We start from the raw sequence: 21,605 nt of genomic DNA on the forward strand, positions 1-21,605 counted from the left end.
ATGATAAGGAGTTAGAGAAATGATGATAAAAATTGCGGTTGTCGGTTCAAAAGAGTTTATGGAGACAATTTTACCTATTGCTCATAAACTAGAAGAAATAGAGATTGATCCATATATTTACCTTCATCCTGCAGAATCTTCTGAACTATTAAAGCGTTTAAAGCCTTGTGATGTCATCTTTTTCTCAGGTGCTTTACCTTATTATATGGCAAAAGAAATAAGAGAACAATTACGAATTCCAAGTACGTACTTACAGCAAGACGAGACAACTGTCGCATCTTCCATTCTTTCTATTATGTATCATCAAAGTATTCAACCACATAATATTTCTATCGATTTAGTAGACCGCTCGTTTATTACAAATGTGTTCCATGATATCGGAATAAAAGAAAGTCCACAAGTGTTTGATTATGAAAATATGCTGTGGAGTAAAGATGAAATAAATAGAGTTATTGATTTTCATGTAGCTAAATATCAATCTGGAGAAGCTCATTTAGCTTTAACTAGTATTCATGCTGTCTATGATGAACTTCAAAAAATAGGTATCCCTTCAAAACGTATGATAGATCCAAAGCAATCCATTATACATGGGTTAAAAGATGCAAAAATAAAAGCTGAGTTAGCAAAAAGTCATTCAGCTACTGTTGGTGCTTGTATGATTTCTTCTTTAGAATTACGAGAAGGTTTGCTTGAGCAATTAGATGTCATTTCAAAAGAACTACGTGGTTCATTCAAAAAAATTGATGAAATGACGTTCATTTTGTATACGACTCGTGGTGATATTGAATCGATTATAAAAACAAATATGATAAATAATTTATTTGTGAATATAGAAGGAACGATAGCTATTGGATTTGGTTACGGAAAAACTGTGAAGGAAGCAGAGCAAAATGCTAAAATCGCTCAAGGTTTTGCGAAGAACAATCCAATAGACCACTGTTTTTATATACTAACAAGTGATAAAGAACTATTTGGTCCGTTCCCGAAAGAACAGAGAGTACAAAGCTTGAAGAATGACAACCCGGCACTAATGAAAATAGCGAAAGAAACGAAACTGAGTCCAGCAAACTTATCAAAAATTATTCAATTTAGTCAATCGCACCCGTCATTGAAGTTTACAGCAGCAGATCTTTCTGAATACTTACAAGTGACTCGAAGATCGACAGAAAGGCTGTTAAAGAAACTAGTTGATTATGGGTATGCTCATATTTGCGGCGAGGAAATGCCTTATCAACAAGGGCGTCCTCGCGCAATATATGAACTGAATTTACCGCTATTTTTAAGCTTCTAGTTGAGCTTTTTGTTTCTTTAGTAGTTCTGCTTTTTCAATGTCTGATAGTTTTGTAATTGTGAGACCAGTTATACCGTAAATGATCGAGATAATAGGTACAATGAAATTCAAAATAGCATAAGGAGCATATTCGAATGCACCAACTCCAAGTGTTGCGAGTATGAATACACCACATGTATTCCAAGGTACAAAAACAGAAGTTAATGTTCCACCATCTTCTAATGCTCTGGATAAGTTTTTTGAATGTAGTCCTTTTTCTGTGTATGCATTTGCGTACATTCTTGAAGGGACAACAATTGAAATATATTGTTCAGAGCAAGTAAGGTTTGTTGCAAAACAAGATGCGATAGTAGAAGCGATAAGCCCCTTTGCTGATGTCGCTAATTTTAAAATTTGATTTACAATGGAGCGAAGAATCCCTGTATGTTCTAGTACTCCTCCGAAAGTCATAGCGACAATTGTCATAGAGACTGTATTCATCATCGAATCTAAGCCACCGCGGTTAAATAGTTCGTCTACTAGCTTGTTTCCAGTGTCTATAACAAATCCAGCTTGGAGTGCACCGACAGATGCGGAGACAGAACCACCTTGAATAAAGACTTGGGATAAAAATCCTAAAATAATACCGACGAGAATGGCTGGTATAGCAGGAACTTTTTTAGCAACCAACACCATAACGACTACGGGTATGATTAATAGGAAAGGTGAGATAACAAAGTTTTGTTGCAAGACTTGTAACGTTTGCTCGATACTTTTGGCATCAATATTGTTAGCGCCGAAGCTTCTTCCTAAGAACGCATAAACGATAAGAGTAATAATTAAACCTGGAATTGTAGTAAATAACATATGACGAATATGTGTGAATAAATCTGTATTTGTTAATCCTGCGGCTAAGTTTGTTGTGTCTGAAAGCGGTGACATTTTATCGCCGAAATAAGAACCGGAAATGATAGCACCGGCAACCATTGGAGCTGGGATTCCCATACTTAGGCCAATTCCCATTCCTGCAACACCAATTGTTCCCATTGTAGACCAAGAGCTACCGATAGCTAATGCAACAATAGAACAAATAATTGTAATTGAAACTAAAAATAGTGATGGAGTTAAAAGATTTAAACCGTAATAAATCATTGTTGCGACGATTCCGCCGCCAATCCAGGCACCGATCGTTAAACCTACTAGAATGATGATAACGATAGCGGGTAATGCGAGGCGAATTCCTTTATACATTGCTTCTTCAATATCGTTCCATTTGTAACCGTAACGCCAAGCGACGATAGAAGCAACGGTTGTACCGATAATAAGTGGGACGTGAGGGCTTTGTTTTAATACAACAATTGTAACCATCATAACTGCAACTGTAATGATAATAGGGATCATGGCTACACCAAAAGGTATTTCTTTTTTCATAAATGTCCTCCTTGTTATGTATGTTTGTATTTTTAGAATTGTCGTAAAATAGACGTTTATTAGGTTATGATAACTAAAAATATATGTAAGCGTCAACATAAAAGACAGAAAATAATTAATATTCTAGTTGTTTGTGTAGTTTGTAATATAGATGTAGAGTAAGCTTTTTAAGTGTTTAAAAATAAATAATTGACTTTTTTCTTAAAATTCAATATGTTCATAAAAACATCTGTTTTTCATAAGTATAATTAACCTGAATGGTTTTGGAATTTGGGAAGGAGAATGTAGCTTTGAAAACATTAGAACTACAAGAGCGTTTAACTGAAATTTTTCAGCATTTACATGAAAACCCTGAAGTGAGTTGGAAAGAGTATGAAACGACAGCGTATATTACTAACTTTTTAAAAGAAGAAGGAATTTCATATAAAATATTTGATGATTGTCCAGGCGTGATTGCTGAAATTGGAAGCGGAAATCCAGTTATTGCGATTCGTGCTGATATGGATGCACTTTGGCAAGAAGTGAATGGAGAATTTAAGGCGAATCATTCGTGTGGTCACGATGCTCATATGACGATTGTAATGGGGCTTATTTTACAATTAAAGAATATGAGATGGAAAAGCGGTACGGTTCGATTTATTTTTCAGCCGGCAGAAGAGAAAGGGAATGGAGCTTTAAAAATGGTAGAGAAAGGTGCTGTGGATGATGCGGATTTCCTATTCGGTGTTCATTTGCGCCCAATTGAAGAACTATCTTTGAAACAAGCTGCCCCATCAATTCGTCACGGAGCAGCAGGATTTTTAGAGGGTACGATTCACGGAGAAGATGCACATGGAGCACGCCCACATCAAGGGATAAATGCGATTGATGTTATTTCCATGATTAATATTGGTTTGAAAAACATATGGCTACCACCGCAAAGTTCCTATTCAGTAAAGATGACGAGGTGCCAAGCTGGTGGTGATAATTTAAATATTATTCCGGGTAACGGTCATTTTAGTTTAGATGTAAGGGCAGAGAATAATACACTATTAGAAGAGTTAAAGAAAAAGATAGAGCATGTCATAGAATCAGCTGCATCGATGGGATCGAAAACTTCATATGAGTGGATTGATCTCGCACCAGGAGCTGAAGTTTCAGAAGAAGCTGAGCGATTTATGCGTAAAGGTATTCTTGAAGTGTATGGGGAAGATAAATGTACGGGACCACTTTATACGACAGGAAGCGATGATTTCCATTACTACACAGTGAAGAGACCACATTTAAAAGCTGTCATGCTTGGATTAGGAGCAGACCTACAACCTGGATTACACCATCCGTATATGAAGTTTGATCATAGTTGTATTATGGATGGGGTAGAAATATTAAAACAAACTGTATTGAAAGTGTTAGAAGACAGGGGCTAGAGAGCTCCTGTTTTTTTGTCGTGAATTGTCGGTAAATCGATATATTTGAAAAAACGTTGATATATTTTGAGTTATGATAGATATATTGAGAAAATCGTTGATATATTTGAAGTTATGATAGATATATTAAGAAAATCGTTAATATAATTTCACGTACCTATTAATTTGATGAAAAATCCCTCTCCAGTACATGGTGTATAATAATAAGTACCATTTCTTAATAGGAGAAAATCAATGAACGAACAATATTATGATGCAGTTTTACATATAAAAACAGTTGGTGAGCAAAAAGGATTTAACAAATCTATGCATTATCACCGATATGAACCGACGCCATATAGTGGATTAGATGAGTTATTGAATCAATATGAAATAAGAAGTAGTGACCGAATGGTAGACTTTGGATGCGGAAAAGGACGATTAAACTTTTATATGCACCATAAGTGTGGTGCTTCAGCGATTGGAATTGAAATGAATGAAGAGTTTTATAACGAAGCGATGGATAATCGTGATCGTTATGCACGAAAGGTACGAAACAGTAAAGATAAGATTGGGTTTGAATGTTGTTTAGCGCAGGAATATGAGATTAATCCACGTGATAACCGATTTTATTTCTTTAATCCATTTTCTGTACAAGTATTTATGAACGTAGTAAATAATATTTTGCTTTCGGTAGAGGAAACAGAGAGAGAAGTGGATATTATTTTATATTATCCTTCTGAGGACTATATTTTCTTCTTAGAAAATCAGACTGCGTTTGAGCTGAAGAAAGAAGTTAGATTGCCAGGTGCTTATGAGAAGAATGGGAATGAGAGGTTTTTAGTTTATACATTAGGGTAATAAAAAAACAGGTGCCAAGGCACCTGTTTTTTTATTAGTTACGGATTAAGTAATCAAATGCACCTAAAGCTGCGTTTGCACCTGAACCCATAGAGATGATGATTTGTTTGTACGGATTATTTGTACAGTCACCTGCAGCAAACACTCCTGGTACGTTTGTAGCGCCGTGCTTGTCTGTTACGATTTCACCGCGAACGCGTTCAACTGTTTCGCCTAACCAGTCTGTGTTTGGCACAAGACCGATTTGTACGAATACACCTTGTAATTCAACGTGATGAACTTCTTCAGTTTCACGATCGATGTAAGAAATACCGTTTACTTTATCAGTACCAGTGATTTCTTTCGTTTGAACGTTTTTCAGAACAGTTACGTTTGGTAAGCTGTTAAGACGCTCTTGTAATACAGCATCAGCTTTTAATTCTGGCATGAATTCAAGAACAGTTACGTGCTTAACAATACCTGCTAAGTCGATAGCCGCTTCAATACCAGAGTTACCTCCGCCGATAACTGCTACGTCTTTTCCAGTGAATAATGGACCGTCACAGTGTGGACAGTATGCTACACCTTTATTTTTGAACTCAGCTTCACCTGGTACGCCAACATTACGCCAGCGAGCACCTGTTGAAACGATTACGCTCTTACTTTTCAGAATAGCGCCGTTTTCAAGTTCCACTTCAATAAGTTCTTTTTTCTCTAAACGTTTCGCACGTTGTAGATTCATTACATCGATGTCGTATTCTTTTACGTGCTCTTCAAGACTTGCTACTAGCTTAGGACCTTCAGTGCGTTTTACGCTGATGAAGTTCTCAATACCCATAGTATCCATTACTTGACCACCGAAGCGTTCAGCAACGATACCAGTGCGGATACCTTTACGTGCTGCATAAATTGCTGCACTTGCACCAGCAGGGCCGCCACCAACAACAAGAACATCGTATGGATCTTTATCAGAAAGCTCTGATGCATCTGGACCGTTACCCATTTTAGCTAAAATTTCTTCAAGTGTCATACGACCGCTTCCGAAAGATTCGCCGTTTAGGAAAACTGTTGGTACTGCCATGATGTCTTTGCTTTCTACTTCCTCTTTGAATGCAGCGCCATCAATCATAGTATGTGTAATACCAGAGTTAAGAACGCTCATTACGTTAAGAGCTTGTACAACATCAGGACAGTTATGACAACTTAGGCTGATATAAGATTCAAAATGATATTCGCCTTGAATGTTTTTAATTTGATCGATTAATTTTTGTTCAACTTTTGGAGCGCGTCCACTTACTTGTAGTAAAGCTAACACTAATGAAGTAAATTCGTGTCCTAATGGAATACCAGCGAATACGACACCAGTGTCTTCATCAGGGCGGTTTACGCTAAAGCTTGGTGTTCTCTCTAATTCAACTTTTTCTACTGTAATCTTAGATGACATAGTAGCTAATTCGTCTACTAGAGCTAACATATCTTTAGATACGTCATCGTCTCCTGCGCTTACTTTAAGTAAAATATCGTTCTCCATTAATTGAAGATATTGGGATAGTTGTGTTTTTATATCTGCATCTAGTATCATTTTGATCGAACTCCTTAGATTTTGCCTACAAGGTCAAGGCTTGGTTTAAGTGTTGCAGAACCCTCTTGCCATTTAGCTGGGCAAACTTCACCTGGGTTGTTACGTACGTATTGAGCTGCTTTAATTTTGTTAACAAGAATGCTTGCGTCACGGCCGATACCGTCAGCATTGATTTCCATAGATTGGATAACGCCGTCTGGATCGATGATGAATGTACCACGAGCAGCAAGACCTTCTTCTTCCATTAAAACGTTGAAGTTTGTAGTGATTGTGCGAGTTGGGTCACCAATCATGATGTACTCGATTTTACCGATAGTTTCTGAGCTATCATGCCATGCTTTGTGAGTGAAGTGAGTGTCTGTAGATACAGAGTATACTTCAACCCCTAACTCTTTAAGAGTTGCATATTGGTTTTGTAAGTCTTCAAGTTCAGTTGGGCAAACGAATGTGAAGTCAGCTGGGTAGAAACAAACTACACTCCATTTTCCTTTTAAACTTTCGTCAGTAACTTGGATAAATTCTCCATTATGGTAAGCATTAGCTTTAAACGGTTTTACTTCTGTGCCGATTAATAACATATTAAAATTCCTCCTAAATGTTGGTTTTGAGCATCAAAAAATAGTGTGCTCATAAAATATATTTTTTAATTAACTATAATAATTCTAATTCGATATTAATTATCATATAGAAGTGGTTATTTTGTCAAGAGAATAAACGAACTTTATATCAATTTAATTAATATTTATTCTCAATTAAGATTATTAGAGAATTAAAAGGTAATTTTTATGTCATAAATTTTCAATGAGTGTTTGAAAGTGTAGTGTGTATGTTAGAGATATGTTGTAAGTATAAATCATAGGAAGGAAATATTTCTTAGAAGTTGTCTTTTTGAAAAGGAACTGCTTATTTCTATTTTACAAAGAATTGTGCGATAAAGAAAATAAAATGAATTAGAATCTTTTTGAACAATTTTTGTCCTCTCAAATATATAATTAAGAAGTATATTGTAATGATAATTAGAAACATTGACTCAAAGTGCTAACAAGATATAATAAAACCTAGATATACATTTCAAAAAGAAGAACATATATAATAGGATGAAAGATTTAATCCTATTATTTTTTATAGCTTTTAGAAAACGCTTACAATTAGTGTGGAGGGGAAACCATGTCTAAGTTCACGAAGTATTTTTTAATGGAAGCTAACGATGTGATTGTATATGTGAAAGAGAAATTATCTAAGTTTGAACATGTAAAGGGGCTAAAGTGTAAAGAAATAGGTGATGGTAATTTAAATTATGTGTTTCGCGTTTGGGATGAAAAGGAGAACATTTCTGTCATTGTAAAGCAAGCTGGGGATACAGCACGTATTTCAGATGAGTTTAAGTTGTCGACGAATCGTATCCGTATAGAATCAGATGTTTTGCAGTTAGAGGAAGAGTTAGCACCTGGGCTTGTTCCAAAGGTGTATTTTTTTGATAGTGTGATGAATTGTTGTGTAATGGAAGATTTATCGGACCATACAATATTACGTACAGCACTTATAAATCATCAAATGTTTCCAAAGCTTGCAGATGATTTAACGACCTTTTTGGTAAATACACTCTTATTAACATCGGATGTTGTAATGAATCATAAAGAGAAGAAGGAACTGGTGAAGAATTATATAAATCCTGAATTATGTGAGATTACAGAAGACCTCGTATACGCCGAGCCATTTACAAATCATAATAAGCGTAATGAGCTGTTTCCGTTAAATGAAGGATGGATTAGAGAGCGTATTTATAGTGATAAAGAGCTTCGTATGGAAGTAGCAAAGCTGAAATTTTCTTTTATGACGAATGCACAGGCGCTTCTTCACGGTGATTTGCATACTGGTTCTGTTTTTGTAAGAGATGATTCTACAAAGGTTATTGATCCTGAGTTTGCCTTTTATGGGCCGATGGGATATGACATCGGGAATGTAATGGCGAATTTAATGTTTGCTTGGGTAAATGCAGATGCAACGATGTCAGCTGGAGCTGAGAAAGATACGTATATGGATTGGTTACAATCGACAATGGTAGAGGTAATTGATTTATTTAAGAAGAAGTTTTTAGACGCTTGGGATATTCATGTGACAGAGATTATGGCGAAGGAAGAAGGCTTTAACGAAATCTATTTACAATCTGTATTAGAGGATACAGCTGCGGTGACGGGTCTCGAGTTAATTCGTCGTATTGTTGGGCTAGCGAAAGTACAAGACATTACTTGTATTGAGAATGAGGAAGCACGTGCTAGAGCGGAACGTATTTGTCTTCAAGTTGCAAAGAAATTTATTTTACGAGCGAATCAATATAAAACAGGTACAAGCTTTGTAGGAACGTTAAAAGAACAGTCGATGCACTACGCGAAGTAAGGGGAGAAGATGATGGAAGAGCAATTAATACCAATCCAGTGGAAAGAGGATGCTTTAGTTTTATTAGATCAAACATTATTACCGAATGAAGTTGTCTATGAATCTTTTAAAACAGCTGAAAGTGTGTGGGATGCCATTCAAGTAATGAAAGTAAGAGGAGCGCCAGCGATTGGTGTTTCAGCAGCTTATGGTGTGTATTTAGGAGCCAAGGAAGTTACTCAAAATACGGTAGAAGAATTGATAGAGGAAGTAAAAAAGGTATGTGCATACTTAGCAACATCAAGACCGACAGCAGTAAACTTATTTTGGGCACTTGAAAGAATGGAGGTAATAGCGCTAGAAAACGCTCACTTATCAATCGCACAGTTGAAAGATAGATTACTAGAAGAGGCAAAAGAGATTCATAGAGAAGATGAAGAAATTAACCGTCAAATTGGAGAACATGCATTAACGTTATTCCATGATGGAATGGGAGTGTTAACACATTGTAATGCTGGTGCGTTAGCGACGACTAAGTATGGTACTGCAACAGCTCCAATGTACTTAGCGAAAGAAAAAGGGTGGGACTTAAAAATCTATTCAGATGAAACGCGTCCTAGATTGCAAGGTTCAACGTTAACAGCATTAGAATTGCAGCGAGCGGGAATTGACGTCACTGTTATTACGGATAATATGGCAGCTATGGTCATGTCACAAGGGAAGATTGATGCGGTAATCGTTGGATGCGATCGTGTGGCAGCAAACGGTGATGTAGCAAATAAAATTGGGACATTGGGTGTATCTATTTTAGCGAAATACTACAACATTCCGTTTTATGTAGCGGCACCAACACCGACAATTGATTTGAAAACACCGACAGGAAAAGAAATTCCGATTGAGGAAAGAGATGCTTCTGAAGTGATCAATCGCTTTGGACAATATTCTGCTCCGAAAGAAAGTAAAGTATATAATCCAGCATTTGATGTCACGCCACATGAAAATGTAACAGCGATTATTACGGAAAAAGGGATTGTAAAACCACCGTTTACGGAGAACTTAAAAAGGCTATTTCAATAAGTAGATAGAGTTAAAAATTCAGTCATCATAAGCTTCATACTTAGGGGGATGTATATGTTATTACAAAAAGAGAGAGAAGAAATTGTAGCGTATGGAAAGAAAATGATTTCTAGCGGTTTAACAAAGGGGACAGGCGGTAATATTAGTATTTTCAATCGCGAGCAAGGTCTTGTTGCCATTAGCCCAAGTGGTTTAGATTATTATGAAACGAAGCCTGAAGATGTAGTTATATTAAACTTAGATGGTGATGTAGTAGAGGGAGAGAGAAAACCATCAAGCGAACTCGATATGCATCTTATTTATTATAGAAAGCGTGAAGATATAAATGCGCTTGTGCATACACATTCTCCTTATGCGAAGACAATTGCATCATTAGGATGGGAATTGCCCGCAGTATCGTATTTAATTGCTTTCGCAGGCCCTAATGTTCGCTGTGCACCTTATGAAACATTTGGTACGAAGCAATTAGCAGAGGCAGCTTTCGAAGGGATGATTGATCGTCGTGCTGTTTTACTTGCGAATCACGGTTTAATTGCAGGTGCAAATAACATAAAAATGGCATTTACTGTTGCGGAAGAAATTGAGTTTTGTGCGCAAATTTATTATCAAACGAAAAGCGTCGGAGAGCCTAAGTTATTGCCAGAAGATGAGATGGAGAATTTGGCGAAGAAGTTTGAAGGGTATGGGCAGCAATAGAATGAAACAAGAAAGACCCTCAAGATTTGACTCTTGAGGGTCTTTCTATGCCTTCTTAAGCAACAAATACATAAAGTAAGGAGCACCAATTAAAGCGACAACAATACCTGCTGGGATACCGTTAGGCTCAACGATGTTTCTTCCGATTGTATCTGCTAATAGTAATAGCCATCCACCGATTAAAAGGGCGATAGGCATGAAGATTTGATGTCTTGGACCTACTAAAGATTTTGCGATGTGAGGAGCCATTAGTCCAATAAAGCTAATTCCTCCTGTTACGGAAACAGCTGCAGCTGCAAGCGCAACGGCTGCAACTAATAAGTATCTGCGTTCTTTTTCAATTTCAATTCCAACGCCGATTGCGACTGGCTCGTTTAATGCTAGAATGTTTAATCGATTTGCCTTATAGAAAACGAACGGAATGAATACGATTAACCATGGGAGCATTGCTAAAACGAAGATCCAGTCATCTCCCCAAATGTTACCGGCAATCCATTTGGCGATAAAGTCCACTTTCATACGATCTGCGGATGAAATAAGGACAATCATCATTCCAGATAGTGCAAATGCAAAACCGATACCGGTTAATGTTAATCGCACCGGCTGAAGTCCAGTTGATTTACTATATGAAAATACGTAGATTAGAACAGCTGTTAGAAATGCTCCGATAAATCCAACGACAGGTAGTAAGTAAAGAAATGAACCTACATCTATTGGAAAGTATAAAAAGAAAATAGCAACAGCAACACCGGCCCCAGAGTTGATTCCAAGAATACCAGGTTCAGCTAAATCATTTCGGGTAAGTCCTTGCAGAATAGCTCCTGATAAAGCGAGAGCCATACCAGCTAATAATGTAATGACAATTCTAGGGAGTCTTAATGAGTATAAAACGAACTCCTCTTTAAAAGTTCCTTGTCCCATTAATGTTGGGAGTAGTCGATCATAAGATAAAGATGCTGAACCGAGCCCCATTCCAATTACAATAGTTGTAATGGTTAGGATAAGTAAAGCGAGTATAATAAGACGTTGTTTTCTTAGAATAGATGGGATCATGAGAACATTTTTCCTCCTTTACGTACAATGAATAGGAAGAATGGTAATCCTACAATTGCGACAATAGCAGCAACTGGTGTTTCGTACGGAGCGTTAATGGTACGTCCGATTGTATCTGCAAGTAGCATAAAGGAAGCCCCAGCAATTGCTGACATTGGTATAACAAATCGGTAATCTGGACCGACAATTGGGCGTACCATGTGAGGTACCATTAAACCGATAAATGCCATATTTCCGACAAGTGCTACAGATGCACCTGCAAGTAAGATAATAATGATAAATAGAATGGTTTTAATAACAATAATTTTTTGACCTAGTCCAATAGCCACTTCTTCACTGAAACTAAGAACTGTCAATTTTTTGGCTAGTAAGATAGCGATAAAGATACTAATTGAAATGACTGGAATAATAACTTTCAATTGGCTCCAAGTAGTTCCGATTACGCCTCCAGCAGTCCACAGTGATACATCTTGTGAAATTTTGAAGTAAATGCCGACCCCTTCTGAAATTGCGAGTAGAAATGCTGAAACGGCAGCACCAGCTAATACAATTCGAAGAGGAGAGAGCCCACCTTTTTTCGCCATACCAATTCCAAATACCATAATTGCGCCAACGGCAGCACCGATAAAGCAAGCTAATGTTAAGTAAAGATAGCTGATGGAAGGGTTGAAAGCAAGTGTTAGTGCAAGTGCAGCATTTGCTCCACCAGATAGCCCTAATAATCCAGGATCGGCAAGTGGATTTCTTGTTAATCCTTGCATAATTGCTCCAGAAACAGCAAGTCCAGCTCCTACAAAAATAGCAGCAACTTCACGGGGCAAACGTATTTCGCGAATAATAGATATTTTATCCCCTTTAGCGGAGGAAGTGAGTGCTAACCATACGTCTTTTATTGAAGTATCTGCAGCACCTAATACCATTGCCACCATAAAAATAAGAAAGAATGCAATTATGCTTAAAATTAATTTGTATGTAAAAGCTATAGAACGTGTATTGTCATGTTCTTTTGTCATTCGTTTCACATCTTTTCTTTTCATAGAATAAAGGAAGAGGAATTCTTAAATTAAGAATTCCTCATGTTTGTATTATTTACCAAGAAAGCTCTTCTTGAAGAAGTCCAGTTGGAAATCTAATGTAAGTGGATCATTGAAATAGAATTCCATCATGTTTGCTTCGTATACGCGATTATTTTTTACTGCTGGGATGTTTTTATATGATTCTGTCTCTTGGAATGAGTTATCAGTATCTTTGTTTTTACTTACGATTAAGTAATCACCAGCAAACTCAGGTAATACCTCAGTAGATAATGCGTAGTAACCTTCTTTTAATGCTTTTTCTTTTACCTTTTCAGGCATTTTTAATTTCATTTCTTGGTACAGAATTTCTGTTCCGCGGCCCCAGTTCTCGCCGTATACATAAAGCTGCTTGTTGAAGTTTTCTACAACAGAAACTGTAGCATCTTCACCGATTTTTGCTTTAATTTCTTTACCAGCTTCTTGTGCACGTTTCTTGAAGTCATCAACCCAAGTTTTTGCTTCTTTTTCTTTGTTTAATAACTTACCAATTTCTAAATGCTGTGTTAAGTAATCAACTTTTCCGTAAGTGTATGTTACAGTAGGAGCGATTTTCTTTAACTTATCAACATTTTTAATATTTGATAAACCGATGATTAAATCTGGATTTAGTTCAGCGATTTTTTCAACATTTTCATCTGATACTTCAGCAACATCTTTAAGTTTGCTATCAAAACGAGGGTTTTGTTTAGACCATGAATCTACCCCAACAAGATTTACACCTAATGACATTACGTTACCAGCGAATGATGATAAAACAACAACGCGTTTTGGATTTGCAGGAACTTCTACTTTACCATTTTCAGATTGGTATGTAATTGTTTCTGATTTACTACCTTTTGCATCATTCTTTTTGTCTGTAGAGCCATTGCTACAAGCACTCATAACAAGGACGAAAAGAACTGTTAGTGAAATAAATAACTTTTTCATCGTCTGTCTCCTTTAAATAGATGATATGTGTATACAATAATTTGTTTAACTGCAATCTTTTTGAAAGAGTAGTGGTAATACAAAATATTTATTAAAAATCTTGAATGTGAGATGTCACAATATAGTATTGACCATACTAATAAAAGAAGATGTAATCTCGAATTTTCTAATTATTAACAAATTGATAATGATTATCACTATTGATTCATTAAATAATATAATTTTATCTAGTTGTATTGTCAATAGTAATTTTAATTGTAAATTTTGCAGAAACAGGTTATATTTTATTGAGAATGATAATCAATGATTAGTAGCTGAGGAGTGAGCACGAATGAATCGAGAAGAATTGTTTGATGTAACTGTGATAGGCGGAGGGCCTGCAGGGCTTTATTCAGCTTTTTATAGTGGACTCAGAGAAATGAAAACGAAAATAATAGAATTTCAACCGCAGCTAGGTGGAAAAATACATGTTTATCCAGAGAAGATGATTTGGGATGTAGGTGGACTATTACCAGTTACAGGTGATAAATTAATTGAACAACTTGTACAACAAGGGCTAACATTTAAGCCGGAAGTTGTATTAAATACAAAAGTAGAATCGATTATTCGTAATAAAGATGGCACTTTTACGTTAAAAGCAAACGATGGAAAAGAACACTTTTCAAAAACAGTTATTGTGGCAACTGGAAGTGGTATATTGAAACCACAAAAGTTATCAATTGAAGGTGCTGAGCGATTTGAAGTATCGAATTTAAATTATACAGTGAAATCTTTAAAGCGTTTCAAAGATAAAACGATCATTATTTCCGGCGGAGGAAATTCTGCCGTTGATTGGGCAAATGAATTAGAACCAATCGCGAAAAAAGTATATGTAACATATAGAAAAGAAGAATTATCTGGTCATGAAGCACAAGTGAAGCAACTGCTGAACAGCTCAGCTGAGTGTTTCTTTCATACATCGATTACAAAATTAATTGCTGGTGATAGTCATGAAGCGATTGAATATGTAGAATTAACGAATCATGAGACAGGTGAAGTTTCTCATTTACTTATTGATGAAGTTATTATTAATCATGGATATGAACGTGACATTACATTATTAGAAAATAGTGAGTTAGATGTTGCGATTATAGATAATTTTTATATTGCAGGGAATGCAAATAGTGAGTCTTCAGTAGACGGATTATATGCCGCTGGGGATATTTTAAAGCATGAAGGAAAATTACACTTAATTGCGGGAGCATTCCAAGATGCTGGAAATGCTGTAAATAAAGCGAAACAATTTATTCAGCCAGATGCAAGTGAGTATGGAATGGTTTCTTCGCATAATGAAGTATTTAAGAAGAGAAATCGTGAATTGATTAAGCAGATGATGAAATAGTAAAGGAACAAGTATACCCCCATTTACTTCTCTATTCAAATGAAGAGAGAGATAAATGGGGGTTTTCCTGTTTACTATATTTTCAATCATTATAATGACACCGGTTTCATCAGTTCATGTGACATGAACGTTTTATTTGTAAATCTTCCTAGAAAATAATGAATCTATGCTTTGTTGACGCAGAACAATATTACATTATGCTGTTCCTTTAGCTCGTTCGTTAGGAAATGGCATATTTAATATAGAAGCAATGTACTGTTTTCCATGCATTCGAGCTAATGATTCTAATATTTGGCGAACACGTTTTGTAAGATGACCTTGTTTTTTTATTTCCTCACAATATGCGTCATAGAAAACGTATTTAGCCCAAAGGAAATCCTCTTGTTGGAATAAGAAATGATTTTTGTACCATTCTCCAATTGTATGGTAACAATTGTTTTCCTGTATTGCTGCGCTTTGAGAAAGAATACGATCAGATAAAGATGCAGTTAAATGAGAAATTGTGTTTTCTGTTTCAATTTGTAATGTTTTTTCTAACATTGTAATGATGTGACGAGTAGCCATATGTTAACTCTCCTTTGTGTAAATGGGTAATACCATTCTATATTTAAAAAATTCTTACTATATACTATTATACAATATATGGAATGCATCTACCTGCTTTTTAGGTTGCATTTACAAAATCTTTTTTATTTGTTTACAAAAATAAAGTAAGATACAGTATATAGGAAAAAATAATAAAGGAATGAACGAGTTGTATATAACAGTAGAAGAAGCTGCGGAGTATTTGAATTTACCAAAGTCGTATATTGAAGAGTTAATTCAGCAAAAGAAAATTCGTGCACTATTTGATGGAGAGCAATATTTATTAAATAAAGAACAATTCAATACACATTTAGAACAAATGGAGAAATATAAGCAATTAGTGGAAGAAATATTGAACGAACCAATTCCAGAAGATATGGATGTTAAAGACGAAGATTAAACGATGGGAAATCCCGTATGAAGATAGGCAGAAATGTATCTTCATACGGGATTTTTTTGTTTAAAGATATCAAAAGCCTAAGGAGCGCTTACTGTTTCTTCGAAGTTTGATAGGTAGTAGTCTACCATGTTAAAAGCATATTTTTTTCTAGCTAGGACAAACATAGAGAACGTAACCTGTACAGATACATATACTATCAGTGCAAAAGCTTATAAATTAATGGAAGGGGTTTTCTCGTGAGTTTATTTCATTGTAATTTTCTGAAAGACTTAATTGGATCTTTTGTGAGAGTAAACAGAGGTGGTCCAGAGGCCCAAAAAGGGACAATAGTCGCAGTATGCTCGGATTACTTTGTATTAAGGAATGAAAAAGGAGAGCTCTATTACTATCAGATTCGTCATCTGAAAAGTGTTACAAAAAATGTGAAAGATTGTAAAGCAGATGATTGTGAATGGTTGGAATGTGAGTGTGAAGATGACTTTGAAAAGCTGCTTCAAAGCTTCAAATATCGCTGGGTGAAAATTAATCGTGGTGGCCCAGAGAAAGTTGAAGGTATTTTACAAGATGTTTCTTGTGAATTTGTGACATTAATTGTAAAAGAAGAAGTTATATTAGTTGCAATATCCCATATTAAGAGTGTCACAGTAGAGTGCGGAGAGGACGAAGAAAGTAATAGTGAAAGCAATAATTCAGGCCGAGCTCGTGCACAAAGACAATCAAGTAGAGGGAGATAATAAGAAAGGGGGATACGAAATTGGAGAATGTATTATGCTGTGAGCAAATTAAATGCTTGGTCGGCGAGACTGTAAAAGTAAATCTTCGTGGACCAGAGAGTCGAGTAGGGGTACTTGTATCGTTAGGGAGAGATTACCTTACATTACAACTTCCTCTTGGTGAATTAGTATATTATCAATTGAAACATGTGAAGAGTCTAGTTAAGAAAGTGAAAGAAAGTAAATGTGACGATGGCTATGTTTCATGTTTCTACTCTGATGATGATACTTTTGTTGATGTATTATGTGACTTGACGTATAAGTGGGTAAAGATTAATCGTGGTGGTCCAGAGTGTGTGGAAGGTTTATTAAGTGAAGTTCATGAAGAATATATTACACTAGTAAACTGTGATGAAGTTATTTATATCATTAATTATCATATTAAGAGTGTGAGTCAAGTAGTTAAATGTAAAAAGAATGAAGATGAATAATGTTTAATAAATAAGAGGGGCATTATGAGGGAAAGAGAAGAACAATTTCTTATTTCGATAGTATGAAAAGGAATTACTTACTATTAAAACAGAACTTTGCCCTGATTATTTTTTTAGAAATGAAAGACAGGAAAGAGGAAATTCATAGGAAGGAGGATATAGATGAATGAGTTAAACAAAAGGATTGGGGAAAATATATATGTTAAATTAATCGGTGAAAAAAGATTTAAAGGTGTATTAATAGATGTAGGAAATGATATAGTTGTTCTTTACAATGGACAAGACTACGTATATATATCTTTATACCATGTACAATATTATAAATTTTTACGACCACATGATGAAGAAATCTCAAAACCAGATGCAGATTCTGTAATTAAGAGAGAATCTCCTTCTATTTCTTTGAGGAAAGTATTAAGTACCTCTAAAGGGATTTTCACAGAAATTTATGTAGCTGGAAATGCTCCAATACATGGATATGTTACAAGTGTAATGAACGATTATATTGTTTTTTATAGTCCAGTTTATAAAACAGTATATATATCTTTAAAGCATTTGAAATGGTTAATTCCGTATAAAGAAAATCAAGTGCCTTATGCCCTCAATAAAAATGAACTCCCTGTGAATCCGTTAAATATTACGTTAGCTCGAACGTTTGAAGAGCAACTTATTAAAATGTCTGGCAAAATCATGGTGTTCGATTTAGGTGAGGAATCTAATAAGATCGGAAAGATGGCGAAGATTGATGAAGGGCATATTGAAATATTAAAAGCGCGTGATGCGAAAATGTATGTAAATATTCAACATGTAAAATCTGTCCATTGTCCGTAGACTAGTTGAAAGGGCTGGCTTTTTCTTTTATATGCAGAAGAAAAGGTCGAGCCTATTTGTTTAGTACAATTTGAATATGAGGGAAAAAATGAATTGAATATAAATATGTTTGTATGACCGTTGAAAAGGAAACCTTGTGCTAAATTATAAAAAATATGTACGAGCTATCTTTTGGTGTATTCAATTTATTTTTTTGAGGGAGAACTGCTTAACTAATATATTAAAGGGGTTTTGTTGGTGGAGCAGTTTTCAAATTCGTTATCGATTACATTACTTGGTAGTGCTGGTGGAGCAGCAAAAGCAGTTTTAGCGATTTTAAATCAAGCGATAGTAAATGAAAAAGACCCGATTTATGAAGTCATAAAGAATGTTACATTTTATTTGGTTGATATAAAACAAAAAGATAGGACGTATTATGACGAGTTGTTTCCAAATTTGAAAGATCAATTGTTTTTATCCGAAATAGACCTCCAAGATGTAGTGACATTTAAAAAGCATTTAAAAGAAAGTAGTACGAGCATTGTTATTGATGTTTCAGGGGCAGATACGATCAGAGTATTAAGCTGTTGTAATGAACTTGGAATTTGTTATATTAATTCAGCTTTGGAAAATGAGGCAGTAGATCAGGACGATAGTTTAATCGGCTTTCAGCTTACGGAAAGATATACGAAATTTGAGAAGGAAAAAGAGAAATTTACAAATACAAAAGCAATTATAGGATCAGGTATGAATCCAGGTGTCGTTCAATGGATGGCTGTTGAACTTATGAAGGAACGCCCGAATGAAAAGCCAAGAGCATGCTATATAGTAGAACATGATACGTCATTTTTACATGATACAGCACTTATAAAGCCTCATACACTGTATGCTTCATGGGCAGTAGAGCGATTTCTAGATGAAGCGATATGGAGTTATCCGATGTATATGAGTCATCATCGTCCTCTTTACTTTTATGAAGATGTATATGCTTCAGAGTATAAAGTAAAGTTGGGAGAGAAAGAGTTTTATGGTTGTTTAATGCCACATGAGGAAGTTTTAATTTTAGGGAAAAACTTTAACATGGAAGTAGGGTTTCTTTACCGAATTAACGAGTATACAACAAATATAATTAGACAGAATTTAGATAAGGTAGAAGATCTATGGAACTGGAATCGCAAAGTATTTAATCCAGCCGAAGAAGAGATTGCGGGCGAGGATCTAGTTGGTGTATTACTCGTTTATGAAAATAGTGAGACATATATGTATAACGTAATGAATAGTAGCCAAGTTTTTCGTAAATATAAAACGAATGCAACTTACTTCCAAGTAGGGTGCGGAATTTATGCTGGCTTGTGTAGTTTACTTTTTGATAACTTTAAACAAGGTGCCTATTATGTAGAGGAATTATTATTAAATACAGAAAGTAAGTATGGAGAATATTTAAATTTATATATGAAGGATTTTGTAGTGGGGAGTAATGATTTTACGGATGGGCTGCTACATGATAGGGTAAGATGGATATAAGTTGTTCCTAAAAGGAAGGAGATTTCTCCTTCCTTTTAGTGTTAGAAGGTTACATATTGTACTGAAAGCAATTTCATACTTATAATTTAAGGAGACAATAGTGGAAGTTTTTTTTGTATAGATCATGAGGAGTATGTATATGAACAAATTTAAAAGCTTGATTTATGAGGAAAGAAAAGCTTTAAAAGTATTTATATTATTATTCTATATTATTTTTTTCTTATATGACGTTATTTACTATTTTGTGTATCCTGCTATGAATATTAATGGAACGGCGGTAGGTTGGCCAGAAGGTAGCCTTGGGATAGGTGTATATATATTTGTAATAGCATTATTTCCTATTTCGATATATCTTCAAAAAAGAGGGTATGTATATTCTGTAAAATATTTATTTTTATTTGGGTACATGTTTATCAATCTTGTTAATAATTTAATGATTTATTTGAGAACGGATAGAGCTTTTGAACATGGTAGTATGGTAGAAATGTTATTAATTTTATTTGCTCCAGTTTTCGTGAATAGAAAATATTTTTATTTAGTTTCCTTTAGTGTAATTGGAAAGTACGTGCTTTTCACATTGCTATTACAAGATTTAAAAGTGGTAATTCCACTTGTTTTATGTGTATTCTATTTCATTATTTCACATTCTTTGTTAAAACGATTTCAGTCGTATGTAAGAACAGTTGTTGAAATGATGAACAATATGAAAGAGACGGAGAATTTAGCTGTGATTGGGACTATGTCTACAACAATCGCACATGAAATTCGAAATCCATTAACAGCTTTAAAAGGATTTGCCCAAATGCAAAAAGAAAGAAACCCTGCAGATACGATGAGTTATGACATTATGTTACAGGAAATTGAAAGAATTAACGGGTTTGTTAGTGAATTGATGTTATTAGGAAAACCGAAATCAACGAATTATGAATGGCGTAATATACGGGAAATCCTTTTATATGTTGTACAGCTAATGGAAGGTTATGCAGCGCAATATAGAGTGAGATTTCATTTGCAAGTAGATGGGAATCTACCTGTTATAAATGGTGATGATAAACAATTAAAACAAGTGTTATTAAATATTATTAAAAATGGAATAGAATCAATGCCAGAAGGTGGAGATATTCATATCCGTGCATATCAAAAAACTGAAAGGTATTTGTGTATTTCTGTTGAAGATCAGGGTTTTGGTATAGAGAAGGAGAAGTTAGAGAAGATTGGAAAGGCTTTTTACACAACAAAGGAGAATGGTACGGGACTTGGATTAATGATTACATATAAAATTATTCAGGAACACCAAGGAAGTATAGCGATCCAAAGTAGCGTGGGAATAGGAACGAAAGTGGAGATTTCTTTACCGATAGTATAATGTGCTAGAAGAAAATATTTTTCAGAAAAGTGTTCTTGTTGTGTAAATATAAACATTTTATAAAATGTTTCAAGAAGGGTTTTTTTTATAAAATACTTCGTTTATAATGGAGGAAAATATCGACATGAGATTTATTATTCATGTAACGGTTCGGTAGTGTTAGAAAAAGAAGGGGTGCACGCGCATCCTTTTTTCTATGCAGATATGATGAAAGAGGTGGTATGATGGAATTAACATTAAATTCGACTGTATGTTTGCACACAATTCAATTTCGAAAAGAGCAAAAGAATTATATTGTAAAAGATACAATTACAGGAGAAAAATATGAAATGCCGCCACTTTGGATTGATGCATTGGCAATGATGCGTGACGGTTTTTTATTGGGGGAAATTGAGGAGAAATTAAAAGAAGAGTATCCAGCCGAAGAAATAAATATGTTAGCATTTACGAGGCAACTGTTAGAGCTAGAGCTTGTCGAGATGGTAGATGGAGAAGAAATAGCTTGTACAAAGAAGAAAGAGAAAGATTATTTAGCTTGGGTACGTCCTCGTGTCGAGCAATTCTTTCTTAGTTTAAATAAAAAATATAGAAGCAAAGGTCAATAATGATCTTTGCTTTTTTG

21 protein-coding genes are annotated in these 21,605 nt (G+C 35.1%); 14 read left to right on the plus strand and 7 right to left on the minus strand.

Going from position 1 to position 21,605, the window contains the following annotated elements; all coding sequences use genetic code 11:
- Positions 1-19: 19 nt before the first annotated feature.
- Positions 20-1,291 carry a hypothetical protein gene (locus tag ATN06_RS02030; RefSeq protein ID WP_060629348.1) on the plus strand — a complete coding sequence of 424 codons (1,272 nt, stop codon included), beginning with the start codon at positions 20-22 and terminating at the stop codon, positions 1,289-1,291.
- On the opposite strand, the gene nhaC is transcribed toward ATN06_RS02030, so the two are convergent.
- Complete coding sequence (gene nhaC / locus ATN06_RS02035) at positions 1,280-2,701, minus strand: Na+/H+ antiporter NhaC (RefSeq protein WP_000711543.1); 1,422 nt, start codon at positions 2,699-2,701, stop codon at positions 1,280-1,282. The two genes, ATN06_RS02030 and nhaC, sit on opposite strands and share 12 nt — an antisense overlap.
- Positions 2,702-2,991: 290 nt before the next feature.
- Here nhaC and ATN06_RS02040 point away from each other — a divergent pair, with 290 nt between their 5' ends.
- The gene (locus ATN06_RS02040) at positions 2,992-4,107 is read left to right on the plus strand and encodes a M20 peptidase aminoacylase family protein (RefSeq protein WP_000853526.1); all 1,116 of its coding nucleotides are present in this window, start codon (positions 2,992-2,994) and stop codon (positions 4,105-4,107) included.
- Between the two features lie 234 nt (positions 4,108-4,341).
- On the plus strand, positions 4,342-4,947 hold the full coding sequence (locus tag ATN06_RS02045; protein WP_060629349.1) for an SAM-dependent methyltransferase: 606 nt from the start codon (positions 4,342-4,344) through the stop codon (positions 4,945-4,947).
- Positions 4,948-4,981: 34 nt separating this feature from the next.
- On the opposite strand, the gene ahpF is transcribed toward ATN06_RS02045, so the two are convergent.
- Positions 4,982-6,508: an alkyl hydroperoxide reductase subunit F gene (gene ahpF / locus ATN06_RS02050; RefSeq protein WP_060629350.1), complete on the minus strand. Its 1,527-nt coding sequence runs from the start codon at positions 6,506-6,508 to the stop codon at positions 4,982-4,984.
- Positions 6,509-6,522: 14 nt separating this feature from the next.
- Entirely contained in the window at positions 6,523-7,086 is a 564-nt protein-coding gene (gene ahpC / locus ATN06_RS02055) for an alkyl hydroperoxide reductase subunit C (RefSeq protein WP_000924422.1), read from the minus strand.
- Positions 7,087-7,675: 589 nt separating this feature from the next.
- On the opposite strand from ahpC, the gene mtnK reads away from it, so the two are divergent.
- From mtnK to ATN06_RS02070, 3 genes are read left to right on the plus strand one after another with little or no spacing between them, the layout of a single operon-like run.
- Entirely contained in the window at positions 7,676-8,905 is a 1,230-nt protein-coding gene (gene mtnK, locus ATN06_RS02060) for an S-methyl-5-thioribose kinase (protein ID WP_060629351.1), read from the plus strand.
- Between the two features lie 12 nt (positions 8,906-8,917).
- Positions 8,918-9,961: an S-methyl-5-thioribose-1-phosphate isomerase gene (gene mtnA, locus ATN06_RS02065; RefSeq protein ID WP_060629352.1), complete on the plus strand. Its 1,044-nt coding sequence runs from the start codon at positions 8,918-8,920 to the stop codon at positions 9,959-9,961.
- A 54-nt stretch (positions 9,962-10,015) separates the two neighbouring features.
- Entirely contained in the window at positions 10,016-10,657 is a 642-nt protein-coding gene (locus tag ATN06_RS02070; protein WP_000926547.1) for an L-fuculose-phosphate aldolase, read from the plus strand.
- A gap of 45 nt (positions 10,658-10,702) precedes the next feature.
- Here the strand turns inward: ATN06_RS02070 and ATN06_RS02075 are convergent, their stop codons facing one another.
- The 3 genes from ATN06_RS02075 to ATN06_RS02085 are packed head-to-tail and all read right to left on the minus strand — an operon-like array spanning position 10,703 to position 13,713.
- Positions 10,703-11,710, minus strand: a complete 1,008-nt coding sequence (locus ATN06_RS02075; protein WP_000613093.1) for a FecCD family ABC transporter permease — start codon at positions 11,708-11,710, stop codon at positions 10,703-10,705.
- A complete protein-coding gene (locus ATN06_RS02080; RefSeq protein ID WP_060629353.1) occupies positions 11,707-12,747 on the minus strand; it encodes a FecCD family ABC transporter permease in 1,041 nt (346 codons plus the stop codon). Before ATN06_RS02080 ends, ATN06_RS02075 begins: the two co-directional genes overlap by 4 nt.
- Positions 12,748-12,795: 48 nt before the next feature.
- On the minus strand, positions 12,796-13,713 hold the full coding sequence (locus tag ATN06_RS02085; protein WP_000732578.1) for an iron-hydroxamate ABC transporter substrate-binding protein: 918 nt from the start codon (positions 13,711-13,713) through the stop codon (positions 12,796-12,798).
- A 331-nt stretch (positions 13,714-14,044) separates the two neighbouring features.
- Here ATN06_RS02085 and ATN06_RS02090 point away from each other — a divergent pair, with 331 nt between their 5' ends.
- The gene (locus ATN06_RS02090) at positions 14,045-15,094 is read left to right on the plus strand and encodes an NAD(P)/FAD-dependent oxidoreductase (RefSeq protein WP_060629354.1); all 1,050 of its coding nucleotides are present in this window, start codon (positions 14,045-14,047) and stop codon (positions 15,092-15,094) included.
- 195 nt (positions 15,095-15,289) lie between these two features.
- On the opposite strand, the gene ATN06_RS02100 is transcribed toward ATN06_RS02090, so the two are convergent.
- On the minus strand, positions 15,290-15,658 hold the full coding sequence (locus ATN06_RS02100) for a hypothetical protein (protein ID WP_060629355.1): 369 nt from the start codon (positions 15,656-15,658) through the stop codon (positions 15,290-15,292).
- A 181-nt stretch (positions 15,659-15,839) separates the two neighbouring features.
- Between ATN06_RS02100 and ATN06_RS02105 the strand changes: the two genes are divergently transcribed.
- From ATN06_RS02105 to ATN06_RS02135, 7 genes are all read left to right on the plus strand, one after another.
- Positions 15,840-16,079 (plus strand): helix-turn-helix domain-containing protein, encoded by a 240-nt coding sequence (locus ATN06_RS02105; RefSeq protein ID WP_001004507.1) that lies wholly within the window; start codon positions 15,840-15,842, stop codon positions 16,077-16,079.
- Positions 16,080-16,315: 236 nt separating this feature from the next.
- Positions 16,316-16,813, plus strand: coding sequence for a hypothetical protein (locus tag ATN06_RS02110; RefSeq protein ID WP_060629356.1), 498 nt, complete (start codon positions 16,316-16,318; stop codon positions 16,811-16,813).
- Between the two features lie 20 nt (positions 16,814-16,833).
- Positions 16,834-17,283 carry a hypothetical protein gene (locus ATN06_RS02115; RefSeq protein WP_060629357.1) on the plus strand — a complete coding sequence of 150 codons (450 nt, stop codon included), beginning with the start codon at positions 16,834-16,836 and terminating at the stop codon, positions 17,281-17,283.
- 162 nt (positions 17,284-17,445) lie between these two features.
- Positions 17,446-18,114, plus strand: coding sequence for an LSm family protein (locus ATN06_RS02120; RefSeq protein WP_060629358.1), 669 nt, complete (start codon positions 17,446-17,448; stop codon positions 18,112-18,114).
- A gap of 237 nt (positions 18,115-18,351) precedes the next feature.
- Positions 18,352-19,617 (plus strand): S-adenosylmethionine decarboxylase related protein, encoded by a 1,266-nt coding sequence (locus ATN06_RS02125; RefSeq protein WP_060629359.1) that lies wholly within the window; start codon positions 18,352-18,354, stop codon positions 19,615-19,617.
- Positions 19,618-19,756: 139 nt separating this feature from the next.
- Positions 19,757-20,983, plus strand: coding sequence for an ATP-binding protein (locus ATN06_RS02130; RefSeq protein ID WP_060629360.1), 1,227 nt, complete (start codon positions 19,757-19,759; stop codon positions 20,981-20,983).
- 224 nt (positions 20,984-21,207) lie between these two features.
- The gene (locus ATN06_RS02135) at positions 21,208-21,588 is read left to right on the plus strand and encodes a hypothetical protein (protein ID WP_000424105.1); all 381 of its coding nucleotides are present in this window, start codon (positions 21,208-21,210) and stop codon (positions 21,586-21,588) included.
- Positions 21,589-21,605 lie beyond the last annotated feature (17 nt).

Source organism: Bacillus thuringiensis, assembly GCF_001455345.1.
Lineage (GTDB): Bacteria > Bacillota > Bacilli > Bacillales > Bacillaceae_G > Bacillus_A > Bacillus_A thuringiensis_N.